The sequence below is a fragment of the Vibrio sp. THAF190c genome, assembly GCF_009363355.1.
Taxonomy (GTDB): Bacteria; Pseudomonadota; Gammaproteobacteria; order Enterobacterales; family Vibrionaceae; genus Vibrio; species Vibrio fortis_A.
Genome location: NZ_CP045338.1, coordinates 2,256,625 through 2,269,451, shown reverse-complemented (window position 1 = coordinate 2,269,451; position 12,827 = coordinate 2,256,625). Strand labels below are relative to the sequence as shown.

General features: G+C 45.1%; 12 protein-coding genes. 10 read left to right on the top strand and 2 right to left on the bottom strand.

Translation table 11 applies throughout. From position 1 onward, the window contains the following. The first annotated feature begins 12 nt into the window (after positions 1–12). The 10 genes from moaB to FIV04_RS10010 all read left to right on the top strand — a co-directional run bounded on the left by moaB (position 13) and on the right by FIV04_RS10010 (position 9,034). The gene (gene moaB / locus FIV04_RS10055) at positions 13–525 is read left to right on the top strand and encodes a molybdenum cofactor biosynthesis protein B (protein WP_150868996.1); all 513 of its coding nucleotides are present in this window, start codon (positions 13–15) and stop codon (positions 523–525) included. A gap of 11 nt (positions 526–536) precedes the next feature. Further along, complete coding sequence (gene moaC / locus FIV04_RS10050) at positions 537–1,013, top strand: cyclic pyranopterin monophosphate synthase MoaC (RefSeq protein ID WP_032552004.1); 477 nt, start codon at positions 537–539, stop codon at positions 1,011–1,013. Further along, complete coding sequence (gene moaD / locus FIV04_RS10045; RefSeq protein WP_152469048.1) at positions 1,013–1,258, top strand: molybdopterin synthase sulfur carrier subunit; 246 nt, start codon at positions 1,013–1,015, stop codon at positions 1,256–1,258. The genes moaC and moaD overlap by 1 nt, the downstream gene beginning before the upstream one ends. 2 nt (positions 1,259–1,260) lie before the next feature. Then, positions 1,261–1,716 carry a molybdopterin synthase catalytic subunit MoaE gene (moaE, locus tag FIV04_RS10040; protein ID WP_032552006.1) on the top strand — a complete coding sequence of 152 codons (456 nt, stop codon included), beginning with the start codon at positions 1,261–1,263 and terminating at the stop codon, positions 1,714–1,716. Positions 1,717–2,310: 594 nt separating this feature from the next. Continuing rightward, a complete protein-coding gene (locus tag FIV04_RS10035) occupies positions 2,311–3,942 on the top strand; it encodes an ABC transporter substrate-binding protein (RefSeq protein WP_032552007.1) in 1,632 nt (543 codons plus the stop codon). Between the two features lie 118 nt (positions 3,943–4,060). Then, the gene (gene oppB / locus FIV04_RS10030; protein ID WP_032552008.1) at positions 4,061–4,981 is read left to right on the top strand and encodes an oligopeptide ABC transporter permease OppB; all 921 of its coding nucleotides are present in this window, start codon (positions 4,061–4,063) and stop codon (positions 4,979–4,981) included. Positions 4,982–4,996: 15 nt separating this feature from the next. Next, a complete protein-coding gene (gene oppC / locus FIV04_RS10025; protein ID WP_032552009.1) occupies positions 4,997–5,899 on the top strand; it encodes an oligopeptide ABC transporter permease OppC in 903 nt (300 codons plus the stop codon). Between the two features lie 51 nt (positions 5,900–5,950). Further along, positions 5,951–6,922 (top strand): ABC transporter ATP-binding protein, encoded by a 972-nt coding sequence (locus FIV04_RS10020; protein WP_032552010.1) that lies wholly within the window; start codon positions 5,951–5,953, stop codon positions 6,920–6,922. Next, positions 6,919–7,911 carry a murein tripeptide/oligopeptide ABC transporter ATP binding protein OppF gene (gene oppF, locus FIV04_RS10015; protein ID WP_275665674.1) on the top strand — a complete coding sequence of 331 codons (993 nt, stop codon included), beginning with the start codon at positions 6,919–6,921 and terminating at the stop codon, positions 7,909–7,911. Before FIV04_RS10020 ends, oppF begins: the two co-directional genes overlap by 4 nt. 184 nt (positions 7,912–8,095) lie before the next feature. Beyond that, positions 8,096–9,034 (top strand): glutathione S-transferase family protein, encoded by a 939-nt coding sequence (locus FIV04_RS10010; RefSeq protein ID WP_152469047.1) that lies wholly within the window; start codon positions 8,096–8,098, stop codon positions 9,032–9,034. A gap of 82 nt (positions 9,035–9,116) precedes the next feature. Here FIV04_RS10010 and pta read toward each other — a convergent pair whose 3' ends face one another. Together pta and FIV04_RS10000 are read right to left on the bottom strand one after the other, a co-directional pair. Further along, entirely contained in the window at positions 9,117–11,282 is a 2,166-nt protein-coding gene (gene pta, locus FIV04_RS10005; protein ID WP_032552013.1) for a phosphate acetyltransferase, read from the bottom strand. A 141-nt stretch (positions 11,283–11,423) separates the two neighbouring features. Continuing rightward, positions 11,424–12,620: an acetate kinase gene (locus tag FIV04_RS10000; protein ID WP_152469046.1), complete on the bottom strand. Its 1,197-nt coding sequence runs from the start codon at positions 12,618–12,620 to the stop codon at positions 11,424–11,426. Positions 12,621–12,827 lie beyond the last annotated feature (207 nt).

The window sequence follows — 12,827 nt, the reverse complement described above, 5'->3', positions numbered from 1 at the left end:
ATAGGTGAACAAATGGGTCACGCAGAGAGTAAATTCCAACCTGCAAATATCGCAGTACTAACCGTTTCAGACACTCGTACAGAAGAGAACGATACATCAGGTCGTTACTTGGCAGAAAACGCTCAAGAAGCGGGTCATAACGTTGTCGACAAGCAGATCGTGATTGATGACATGTACAAGATCCGTGCAATCGTTTCTAAGTGGATTGCCGATGAAACAGTACAAGCAATTATGATCACCGGTGGTACTGGATTTACTTCTCGCGATAGTACTCCAGAAGCATTAAAACCGCTTTTCGATAAAGAAGTAGAAGGTTTTGGTGAGCTATTCCGTCAGGTTTCTTACGAAGAGATCGGTACATCGACGATTCAATCACGTGCGATTGCGGGTTTTGCTAACCACACAGTGATCTTTGCAATGCCTGGTTCAACGGGTGCATGTCGTACAGGCTGGACAAAAATCATCAAACAACAACTTGATGCTAGCCACCGACCATGTAACTTCATGCCACACCTTTCTGTATAAGGCAGGTGATTATGAGTCAATTTACTCACATTAACGCTTCGGGCGAAGCAAACATGGTCGATGTGTCGGCAAAAGCAGAAACAGTGCGTGAAGCACGTGCAGAAGCTTTTGTTCATATGGCGCCTGAGACGCTTGAGTTGATTATGTCGGGCAGCCACCATAAAGGTGATGTGTTTGCGACAGCGCGTATTGCTGGTATTCAAGCCGCAAAGAAAACTTGGGACTTGATTCCACTTTGTCATCCGTTGCTACTATCAAAGGTTGAAGTTCAACTTGAACCAGTTGTTGAAGAAAACAAGGTACGCATCGAGTCTGTTTGTAAACTGGCGGGTAAAACCGGCGTTGAGATGGAAGCACTGACTGCAGCTTCTGTAGCGGCTTTAACCATTTACGACATGTGTAAAGCGGTACAAAAAGACATGGTGATCGATCAGGTACGCTTGCTAGAAAAAACGGGTGGCAAGTCAGGCCACTTTAAGGCGGAATGATGATTACAGTTCTTTTCTTTGCACAAACTCGCGAATTGGTGGGTGTAGACAGCGTAGAGGTTGACGCAAGCTTTAACACTATCGAAGCGATTCGCAGCCACCTTGTTCAGCAAGAGGGGAAGTGGGACATCGCTTTGGAAGAGGGCAAGCTTTTGGCGGCTCTGAATCAGTCGATTGTTCCTCTAAGTACTAAAGTGAAAGATGGTGACGAAGTTGCATTCTTTCCACCAGTAACCGGAGGCTAGCGATGGACTCAAGAGTATTAGTGACAGCTGAAGACTTTTCAGTTGCTGACGAGTACGACTTTCTGGCTCAAGGCACCTCAGCGGGGGCAGTGGTAACTTTCGTGGGTAAGGTTCGTGACATGAACTTAGGGGATAACGTTATTGGCTTATCTCTAGAGCACTACCCTGGTATGACTGAAAAGTCCTTAAGCGAGATTTGTGATCAAGCAGAAGCCCGCTGGCCAATTCAAAAAATGCGTGTTATCCACCGAGTGGGTGACCTCGATATTGGTGATCAGATTGTATATGTTGGTGTGTCTAGTGCTCACCGAGGTGCCGCGTTTGAAGCGTGCGAATTTGTCATGGATTACCTGAAAACTAAGGCACCGTTCTGGAAAAAAGAGCGTACAACCGAGGCAACCCGTTGGGTAGAATCTCGTGATTCAGACGCGAAAGCCGCTGAACGTTGGCAGAAATAAACACCTATTTTGATGTTCGAAAACCGACTCTTTGAGTCGGTTTTTTTTTACCTGAAGAATAATTAACCAAAAGATGCAGTAGGTTTGTGTGAATAAATACGCATATAAACTGATTAAAACAATTTGTTACACCAATATAATTCACTAAGCAGCTATTTGTTCTGCTTTTTATAGAGTGATAATCCTCACAATTAACGTAAGCAACTTAGGTGATATGTGATGCCCGATTAGCTTTCATGTGGCAATAATGTTAATTTGTCAGGGTTGTTCTAGCATAAGATGCTAAAAATAAGTATCAAAACAGATATATCAACATTTACGGCTGACTTTTAATAATACATCGTATTTAAATAGCTATAAATTACGTTTTTATTAGAGTTTATCGCTGAATCATTGAGTATTTCGGAGAATTATCCGATTTTTTGCTAGTTCTTTATGGCAAATTAATTCAATGATTGATAGTGTGTGCCGCAATCTTTGTAAGGTTTTAGGTTTTTATGCTCAAAAATTGAGCTAAATAAATCTAAATCACTAACCGTTCAGTGAACCAAGCAAAGAAGTCATGGATGCAATACAAAAACTTGGAGTTTATGCATGTACAAGAATAAAATCACTCAGGCCCTTCTTCTAGGTGCTGGTCTGGCAGTGGCTGCCACTTCTACTACATCAATCGCTGCGGACGTTCCAGCGGGTACAAAATTGGCAAAGGTTCAGGAACTCGTTCGTGGTAACGGTACTGAAGTTGCAACAATCGACCCACACAAATCTCAAGGTGTACCAGAGTCTCACGTAATTCGTGACCTACTAGAAGGTCTAGTGAATCAAGACGCGGACGGCAACACTATTCCTGGCGTAGCAAAAAGCTGGGAAACATCTGACAACAAAACTTTCACTTTCCACCTACGCGACGACGCAAAATGGTCTAACGGCGACCCAGTAACTGCTGGCGATTTCGTTTACAGCTTCCAGCGTGCGGTAGATCCAGCAACAGCATCACCATACTCTTGGTACATGGAGTACACGAAGATGGTGAACGCGAAAGACATCATTGCTGGTAAGAAAGACAAGAGCGAACTAGGCGTTAAAGCACTAGACGATAAGACTCTTGTTGTTGAGCTAGAAACAGCAGTACCATACTTCGTAATGATGACTGGCCACACAACAATGAAGCCAGTACACCAAGCAACGGTTGAGAAGTTTGGTGATCAATGGACTAAACCAGAAAACTTCGTTGGTAACGGCGCGTTCAAAGTAAACAACTGGGTTGTGAACGAGCGTCTAGAAATGGTTCGTAACACAAACTACTGGGACAACGACAAAACTGTCCTAAACAAAGTTACTTTCCTACCGATCGAAAACCAAGTAGCGGAAATGAACCGTTTCCTATCTGGTGAGATCCACTTCACTTCAACGCTGCCAACTGAGCACTTTAAGCGTCTGAAGAAAGAACATGCAGATTCTGTATCTGTTGAAGGTAGCCTGTGTACTTACTACTACTCTTTCAACACGAAGAAAGAACCATTCAACGACGTACGTGTTCGTAAAGCGATCTCTTACGCTATCGACCGTGACATCGTATCGGGTGCTATCCTTGGCCAAGGCCAAAAACCAGCTTACTTCCTAACTCCTGAAATCACAGCTAACTTCGATCCAGAAATGGCTGCTTACGGTGAGCTATCTCAGAAAGAGCGTAACGCAGAAGCTGCACGTCTTCTTGAAGAAGCAGGTTACGGTAAGAGCAACCCTCTAGAATTCACTCTTCTATACAACACCAACGAAAACCACAAGAAGATTGCGGTAGCACTTGGTTCTATGTGGAAGAAGACTCTAGGCCTGAAAGTAACTCTTGAGAACCAAGAGTGGAAAACATACCTAGATTCTAAAGATCAAGGTGACTTCGAAGTTGCACGTGCTGGTTGGTGTGGTGACTACAACGAAGCATCTTCATTCCTAACTCTAATGGTAAGTGCGAACACAACAGGTGGTCAGCACTGGGGCAACGCAGAATACGATGCTCTTATCGACAAAGCACTGAAATCTACTTCTGAAGAAGAGCGTAAAGCTATCTACCTAGAAGCAGAGAAGATGATGGCTGACGATATGCCAATCGCACCGATTTACCAATACGTGCGTTCACGTCTACTTTCTCCGCAAGTTGGTGGTTTCCCAGCTGAAAACGCGGAAGAGAAAATCTTCTCTAAAGACCTCTACATCAAAGCTCAGTAATCTGCGCTTCGATTCTAGAAAGTTAATATAAAAATATAACGATACAGACACTACATGCGCAGGGCGCGCATGTAGCGTCTTTCTAATTTTAATTGTCACAGACTGAAAGAGTGAGTTTATGCTTAAATTCATTATGAAAAGGATATTTGAAGCGATCCCAACAATGTTGGTGTTGATCACTATATCTTTCTTTCTTATGCGTTTCGCACCGGGTAACCCGTTTTCAAGCGAGCGTCCATTACCGCCAGAAGTTATGGCGAACATCGAAGCTAAATACGGTTTAGATAAACCAGTATTTGAGCAATACACAACATACTTAACGAACATTCTGCAAGGCGACTTCGGTCCTTCGTTTAAGTACCAAGATTACACAGTAAATGAGCTGATCGCAGTAGCACTACCTGTTTCTGCGAAGGTTGGTTTCGTTGCCTTTATCTTTACGCTGATTATGGGGGTATCGGTCGGAACCATAGCCGCCTTGAAGCATAATACCTGGATCGACTACACCATAATGTCGACCGCCATGCTCGGGGTTGTAATGCCATCCTTTGTATTGGCACCCGCTCTGATTTACCTATTCTCGCTTCACTGGAACATCTTCCCGGCAGGTGGCTGGCATGGTGGTACCTTTATTTACCTCGTTCTGCCTGTAATCGCAATGTCGCTTCTATACGTTGCAACGTTCGCTCGTATTACTCGTGGTAGCATGATCGAAACTCTTAACAGTAACTTTATCCGTACCGCTCGTGCTAAGGGTCTAAGCTACCGTTACATCATTCTTAAACATGCGCTTAAGCCAGCGATGCTGCCTGTTGTTTCGTACATGGGCCCGGCATTCGTAGGTATCATCACAGGTTCGGTGGTTGTTGAAACCATCTTCGGCCTACCGGGTATCGGTAAGCTGTTCGTGAACGCTGCGTTTAACCGTGACTACTCGTTAGTAATGGGTGTAACCATCTTGATTGGTTTCCTATTCATCTTATTCAACGCAATTGTTGATATTTTGCTAGCGGTTATTGACCCGAAAATTCGCTACTAACAGGGACGCATGGTTATGTTGAAGAAAAAAGAAAATTTAGAAGCGATCGAAAAGTTCTCTGAGAACTTAGAAATTGAAGGTCGTAGTTTGTGGCAAGATGCGCGTATTCGTTTTATGCGCAACAAAGCTGCAATGGTGAGCCTGTTTATTCTAACACTGATGGTATTGGCGGTTATCTTCCTACCAATGCTGGCTCAATACACTTATGACGATACTGACTGGTATGCAATGCACGTTGGTCCAAACGCTGACCACTGGTTTGGTACTGATAGCTTAGGTCGTGACCTTTACGTACGTACTCTCATTGGCGGCCGTATCTCGTTGATGGTTGGTGTGATGGGTGCATTCGTAGCGGTATTGATTGGTACGCTTTACGGTGCAGCTTCAGGCTTCATTGGCGGTCGTACTGACCGAGTGATGATGCGTATCCTTGAGATCTTGTACGCGGTTCCATTCATGTTCCTAGTTATCGTACTAGTAACCTTCTTTGGTCGTAATATTGTACTTATCTTCGTTGCGATCGGTGCGATTGCTTGGCTTGATATGGCGCGTATTGTACGTGGTCAAACGCTGAGCCTACGTAGTAAAGAGTTCATTGAAGCTGCTCACGTATGTGGTGTAAGCAAATGGAAGATCATTACACGTCACATCGTTCCAAACGTACTGGGTATCGTAGCGGTTTACTCAACTCTACTTATCCCAAGCATGATCCTGACGGAATCATTCCTATCTTTCCTTGGTCTTGGTGTTCAAGAGCCTATGACAAGCTGGGGCGCACTGCTTCAAGAAGGTTCGCAGACGATGGAAGTTGCTATCTGGCAACTGGCATTCCCTGCAGCATTCATGGTAGTTACGCTGTTCTGCTTTAACTATGTAGGTGATGGCCTGCGCGACGCGCTTGATCCAAAAGACAGATAAACTAAATAGCAAATAAAAATATAAAAGCTATAAAAGATTAAGGAAGCAATGATGAGCTTATTAGATGTCAAAGACCTGCGCGTCGAATTTACCACTCAAGATGGTATCGTAACCGCAGTAAATGACTTGAACTTCTCACTTAACCAAGGCGAAACGCTAGGTATCGTAGGTGAGTCAGGTTCAGGTAAATCACAGACTGTATTCTCTATCATGGGGTTGCTGGCAAAAAACGGCATCATCTCTGGTAGTGCAAAATTTGAAGGTAAAGAGATTCTTAACCTTCCAGAAAAAGAGCTAAACAAAGTTCGTGCTGAACAGATCGCGATGATCTTCCAAGATCCAATGACTTCGCTTAACCCTTACATGAAGGTAAGCGATCAGTTGATGGAAGTGCTGATGCTGCATAAAGGCATGGGCAAAGCAGAAGCATTCGAAGAATCTGTACGTATGCTTGAAGCCGTTAAGATTCCAGAAGCGCGTAAGCGTATTACCATGTACCCACACGAATTCTCTGGCGGTATGCGTCAGCGTGTAATGATTGCAATGGCGCTACTTTGTCGTCCTAAGCTGCTTATCGCCGATGAGCCGACAACAGCACTGGACGTAACCATTCAGGCGCAAATCATGGAGTTGCTGAACGAACTGAAAGATGAGTTCAACACAGCAATCATCATGATTACCCATGATTTGGGTGTTGTTGCGGGTTCTTGTGACAAAGTACTTGTGATGTACGCAGGTCGTACCATGGAATACGGCACTGTAGATGAAATCTTCTACAACCCAAGCCACCCATATGCGGAAGGTCTGTTGAAAGCGATTCCTCGTCTAGATACTGAAGGTGAGATTCTTCCGACTATCCCAGGCAACCCGCCAAACTTACTTCGTCTACCACCAGGCTGTCCTTACCAAGACCGCTGTCATCGTGTAATGGACCGTTGTAAGCAAGAAGCACCGATTCTGACGCCATTCGGAAATGACCGTCAACGTGCATGTTTTTCTGATTGGGAGGCTTGGAAAAAATGAGTGTAGATAAGCAATTACTATTAGACATTAAAGACCTTAAGGTTCACTTTAGCATCGCTGCTAAATCGGCATGGCCTTGGGCTAAGCCTTCTAACCTTAAAGCGGTTGATGGCGTTGATATCCACCTTTACGAAGGCGAGACGCTGGGCGTAGTGGGTGAGTCAGGTTGTGGTAAGTCAACATTTGCTCGTGCAATCATCGGTTTGGTTGAAGCAACAGACGGTGAAGTAATGTGGTTAGGTCAAGACCTAACAAAAATGGAAGAGATTCAACGTCGTGAAACTCGTAAAGAGATTCAGATGATTTTCCAAGACCCACTTGCATCGCTTAACCCGCGTATGTCAGTAGGTGACATTATTGCTGAGCCGCTAGAGACGTTCTACCCAGAACTTTCTAAGCAGGAAGTAAAGGACCGCGTTAAAGAGATGATGGCGAAGGTAGGTCTACTACCAAACGTCATTAACCGTTACCCGCATGAATTCTCTGGTGGTCAGTGTCAGCGTATCGGTATCGCGCGTGCACTTATCTTGAAGCCTAAGATGATCATCTGTGACGAACCGGTTTCGGCACTTGACGTATCTATCCAAGCACAAGTTGTTAACCTTCTGAAAGAGCTGCAAAAAGAGCTAGGTCTTTCACTGGTATTCATCGCGCACGATTTGTCAGTGGTTAAGCACATCTCTGACCGTGTATTGGTAATGTACCTAGGTAATGCTGTTGAGCTAGGTGAATCAGATGCACTGTTCTCTGATCCTAAACACCCATACACCAAGGCACTGATGTCTGCAGTTCCAATCCCGGATCCTCGTATTGAGCGCAGCAAGACAATTCAGATGTTGGAAGGTGATCTACCATCACCAATCAACCCACCATCAGGTTGTGTATTCCGTACTCGTTGCCCTCAAGCGACAGAGGCGTGTGCAGAAACAAAACCTAAGATTCAAGGTAACGACGTTCACGCGGTATCTTGTCTTCATGTTCAGGTTTAATAAAACGTAATTCAGCCTGTGACAGGCTTAAGCGTGGCTGGTCAAACGGTCACGCTTTTTTTGTCTGTAGCGCTTATTCAAATAATTCGAACAACTAAGCCAACTTCTTCTAGTTTTGAAAAAGTTGGCTTTTTTTATACTGGTTGTGTTTGGTATAAAAAGTTCGGATATGAAGGGGTTCAAAATGGGTAAGTTAATACAAGGTGAGTGGCATGATGTCTGGTACGACACTAAGGCAAGCAATGGAAAGTTCGTTCGTGAAGATGCAGGCTTTCGTAGCTGGATAGAGAACCGCGCAGACGCGCCGTTTCAACCCGAAAGTGGACGTTACCATCTGTATGTTTCTCTGGCTTGTCCTTGGGCACATAGAACACTTATTTTCCGCGAGCTTAAAGGCCTAACTGGACATATCGATGTCACCGTTGTATGCCCTGACATGATGAGTGAAGGCTGGCAGATGGGGTTGCCTGAACCATTGTTTGGTCATACCCGTCTACACCAAATCTACACACAAGCTAAGCCGGATTATACTGGGCGCGTTACGGTGCCCGTGTTGTGGGATAAGAAAACCAACACTATCGTGAGTAATGAGTCATCAGAGATCATTCGCATGTTCAACTCTGCGTTTAACGACCTAACGGGTAATGACGATGATTACTACCCACCTGCACTTCGCCACGCGATCGATGAATGGAATGATTTTATTTATCCGAACATCAACAATGGTGTTTACCGTTGTGGCTTTGCGACTACCCAAGAGGCTTACGAAGAAGCATATGAAGGATTATTTGCTGCTCTGGATAAAGTCGATGCACACCTAGCAAAAAGTCGTTACTTAGCTGGAGATACAATTACCGAAGCGGATTGGCGTTTGTTCACGACTCTGATTCGTTTTGATGCTGTGTATGTAGGGCACTTCAAATGTAATAAAAAACGTATTGCTGATTACCTACATCTGAATGGCTATATGAAAGAGCTTTACCAAGTTAAGGGTGTTAAAGAGACGACGGATTTCTACCACATCAAACGTCACTATTACTACAGCCATACAGGCATCAACCCAACACAAGTGGTACCAAAAGGTCCTGAGCTGGACATAGAGTCACCTCATGGGCGCGGTTAGAATCATTAATTAATTCGCTTTTCTTCAGGCATAAAAAAACCCTAGATAATCATCTAGGGTTTTTGCTTTCTGAAAAAGAGAATTAGTTAACTACTTTTTCTTCAGCTTGAGCAGCTTGGTCAGCTTGGATCGCTGTTAGAGCAACTGTGTAAACGATGTCGTCAACTAGAGCGCCGCGAGACAGGTCGTTTACTGGCTTACGCATACCTTGAAGCATTGGACCGATAGATACTAGGTCTGCTGAACGCTGTACAGCTTTGTAAGTCGTGTTACCAGTGTTTAGATCTGGGAATACGAATACAGTCGCTTTACCTGCTACTGGAGAGTTTGGAGCTTTAGAAGCTGCAACGTTTTCCATGATAGCCGCGTCATATTGTAGAGGGCCGTCAATTACTAGATCTGGACGTTTCTCTTGAGCAAGTTTCGTCGCTTCACGTACTTTATCTACGTCTGCACCCTTGCCAGATTCACCAGTAGAGTAAGAGATCATAGCAACGCGAGGTTCGATACCGAATGCTGCTGCAGAATCAGCAGATTGGATAGCGATTTCAGCAAGCTGTTCTGCTGTTGGATCTGGGTTGATCGCACAGTCACCGTAAACCAGTACTTGGTCAGGTAGCAGCATGAAGAATACAGAAGATACGATAGACGCATCAGGTGCAGTCTTGATGATTTGGAACGGAGGAACGATAGTGTTCGCAGTCGTGTGAACAGCACCAGAAACTAGGCCGTCAACTTCGTCGTTCTCAAGCATCATTGTGCCTAGGAATACTGAATCTTGTAGCTTCTCGCGAGCAACAACTTCAGTCATGCCTTTCGCGCCACGTAGTTCAACTAGACGAGCAACGTAGTTTTCACGTACTTCGTCAGAGTTGATGATCTTAACGCCAGCACCTAGCTCAACGCCTTGCTGTGCAGCAACACGTTTGATCTCTTCAGGGTTACCTAGAAGTACACATTCAGCGATACCGCGCTCAGCACAGATAGCCGCAGCTTTAACTGTACGTGGCTCGTCACCTTCAGGAAGAACGATACGCTTAGCTGCTTTACGAGCGAATTCAGTTAGCTGGTAACGGAATGCTGGTGGGCTTAGACGGCGAGACTTCTGAGTACCTTCAGTCATAGACTCGATCCAGTTACCGTCGATGTGACCCGCAACGTGTTCGTTGATGAACTCGATACGTTCTTTATCGTCAGCAGGAACTTCTAGGCTGAAGCTCTGTAGGTTTAGAGATGTCTGCCAAGTGTTACCTTGCGCTTTGAAGATTGGTAGACCGCTTTCTAGAGCTGGTTTAATTAACTCTTCGATTTCCGCAGGGATATCGTAGCCGCCAGTTAGAAGAACCGCACCGATCTCAACGCCGTTCATTGCTGCTAGTGCTGCTGCAACGATTACGTCCGGACGGTCAGCCGAAGTTACTAGTAGTGAACCTGGCTTGAAGTGCTCAATCATGTGAGGCAGTGAACGCGCACAGAACGTGATGCTCTTGATACGACGAGTGTTCAGTTCACCTTCGTTGATGATTTCAGCGTTTAGGTGAGAAGCCATGTCTGCAGCACGAGTCGCGATTAGCTCGATGCTCCAAGGCACACAACCAAGTACACGGATTGGAGAAGTGTTGAAGATCTCCATTACTTTTAGTTCGCTTTGCTGAGCGCTGTCTGAGTCGTCAAAGATTTCAGATAGGTCAGGCCGAGTACGGCCTGCTTCATCAACTGGAGCGTTAAGCTTGTTGATAATAACACCAGAGATGTTTTTGTTCTTAGTGCCTCCGAAGTTAGAACACGCTACTTCGATGCGCTCTTTAAGTTGAGCTGGGTTGTCAGTACCCGGAGTTGCAACAAGTACAATCTCAGCGCCAAGTGTAGCCGCGATTTCTGCGTTCACTTGGTTAGCGAATGGGTGCTTACGAGTTGGTACTAGACCTTCGATAAGTGTTACGTCAGCATCTTTGTTGATCTGGTTGTAACGCTCAACAACAGTTTCTAGTAGCTCGTCCATGTTGTCGTTACCGATTAGGCTTTCAGCAACAGACATCGCTAGAGGTTGACCGATCTTAACATCGCTGTTTACGCCAACGATAGTTGAAGTTAGATCCGGTTGATCACCACCAGAGCGTGGTTGAGAGATTGGTTTGTAGAAAGAAACCTTAACGCCTTTGCGCTCCATTGCGCGAAGAACACCCATGCTTGCGCTAGTTAGACCAACACCAGCACTAGTAGGGATAAGCATAATAGTACGAGACATTCGTATAAGTACCTTTAGCTATTGGATTAAAAAAGCTCAACTTCATATTCCTATTGGAGGGTAGGAATAGGAATAGAAGCTGAGCCCCATTTTTGTATCAAAATACCGCTAGCCCGGATGAGCTAGCGGTAAAAATCTTGATTAAAGACCTGCTAGACGTGCAGTGTCTTCAGCGATTACTAGCTCTTCGTTAGTAGAGATAACCATCGCAGGGATGCGGCTGTCAGCAGTAGTGATAACACCTTCACCACCGAAGCGAGCTTTAAGGTTAGCTTCGCCGTCAACTTCGATACCGAAGATGCCTAGGCGGTTAAGTACTAGTTCACGGATTGGAGCGCCGTTTTCACCGATACCACCAGTGAATACGATAGCGTCTAGACGACCGTCAAGAGTTGCAGTGTAGCCAGCGATGTATTTCGCTAGGCGGTGGCACATTACGTCCATCGCGCGAGTTGCTGCTTCTTCTTTACCGTAGTTGTCTTCAACAAAACGACAGTCTGGAGAAACTGCAGTTAGACCAGCTAGGCCTGACTCTTTAGTTAGCATGTTGTTGATTTCTTCAACAGAGTAACCTAGAGAATCGTGTAGGTGGAAGATGATCGCAGGATCGATGTCACCACAACGAGTACCCATTACTAGACCTTCAAGAGGAGTAAGACCCATAGAAGTGTCTACAGATTTACCGTTCTTGATTGCACAAACAGATGCACCGTTACCTAGGTGACAGTTGATGATGTTTACTTCATCAGCAGGCTTGCCTAGTTGCTCAGCTACTTCGCGAGCGATGAACAGGTGAGAAGTACCGTGCATGCCGTAACGACGGATGCCGTGCTCTTCGTATAGGTTGTACGGTAGAGCGTATAGGTAAGACTCTTGAGGCATTGTTTGGTGGAATGCAGTATCAAATACAGCAGACATTGGTAGGCCAGGGAATGACTTTTGAGCCGCCTTGATACCGATGATCGCAGCTGGGTTGTGAAGTGGTGCTAGAGCAGCACAGTCTTCGATACCTTTTAGTACGTCGTCAGTGATTAGCGCAGACTGAGTGAACTTCTCGCCGCCGTGTACAACACGGTGACCAACTGCTGCTAGGTTTTCAGCAAGTTCTGGCTTAGAAGCAAGAATAGTTTCTACCATGAACGCTAGCGCTTCTTCGTGAGCCGAGCCATTACCTAGCTGAGCTTCGTGTTTGCCGTCAAGTTTCCACTTGATGCGAGCTTCAGGAAGGTGCAGACACTCTGCAAGACCTGTTAGATGCTCGTCACCGTTTTCTGCGTCAACAACAGCGAATTTAAGAGAAGAACTACCGCAGTTTAAAACTAAAACTAGCTTAGACATGAATGACTACCTGTAAATTTGTCTGATAAAATCAGTTAAGGGTGAAAATCAATCACAAGAATAGACGAAGCACACAAGCTTGCGTACTAATCTTGGTCAAAAAAACATTAATTTCCGTATAAGTGAATGTCGCCTTTCGTCATAAAAGGGACAGGTGCAATCCTTGCAGAGGTCGTCACAAAGTTGCTTAAATTGTAAATAAGGGCA

Coding starts and splice junctions, on each gene's coding strand:
- moaB (WP_150868996.1), top strand. CDS start 13: ATGGGTCACGCAGAGAGTAAATTCCAACCTGCAAATATCGCAGTACTA.
- moaC (WP_032552004.1), top strand. CDS start 537: ATGAGTCAATTTACTCACATTAACGCTTCGGGCGAAGCAAACATGGTC.
- moaD (WP_152469048.1), top strand. CDS start 1,013: ATGATTACAGTTCTTTTCTTTGCACAAACTCGCGAATTGGTGGGTGTA.
- moaE (WP_032552006.1), top strand. CDS start 1,261: ATGGACTCAAGAGTATTAGTGACAGCTGAAGACTTTTCAGTTGCTGAC.
- FIV04_RS10035 (WP_032552007.1), top strand. CDS start 2,311: ATGTACAAGAATAAAATCACTCAGGCCCTTCTTCTAGGTGCTGGTCTG.
- oppB (WP_032552008.1), top strand. CDS start 4,061: ATGCTTAAATTCATTATGAAAAGGATATTTGAAGCGATCCCAACAATG.
- oppC (WP_032552009.1), top strand. CDS start 4,997: ATGTTGAAGAAAAAAGAAAATTTAGAAGCGATCGAAAAGTTCTCTGAG.
- FIV04_RS10020 (WP_032552010.1), top strand. CDS start 5,951: ATGAGCTTATTAGATGTCAAAGACCTGCGCGTCGAATTTACCACTCAA.
- oppF (WP_275665674.1), top strand. CDS start 6,919: ATGAGTGTAGATAAGCAATTACTATTAGACATTAAAGACCTTAAGGTT.
- FIV04_RS10010 (WP_152469047.1), top strand. CDS start 8,096: ATGGGTAAGTTAATACAAGGTGAGTGGCATGATGTCTGGTACGACACT.
- pta (WP_032552013.1), bottom strand. CDS start 11,282: ATGTCTCGTACTATTATGCTTATCCCTACTAGTGCTGGTGTTGGTCTA.
- FIV04_RS10000 (WP_152469046.1), bottom strand. CDS start 12,620: ATGTCTAAGCTAGTTTTAGTTTTAAACTGCGGTAGTTCTTCTCTTAAA.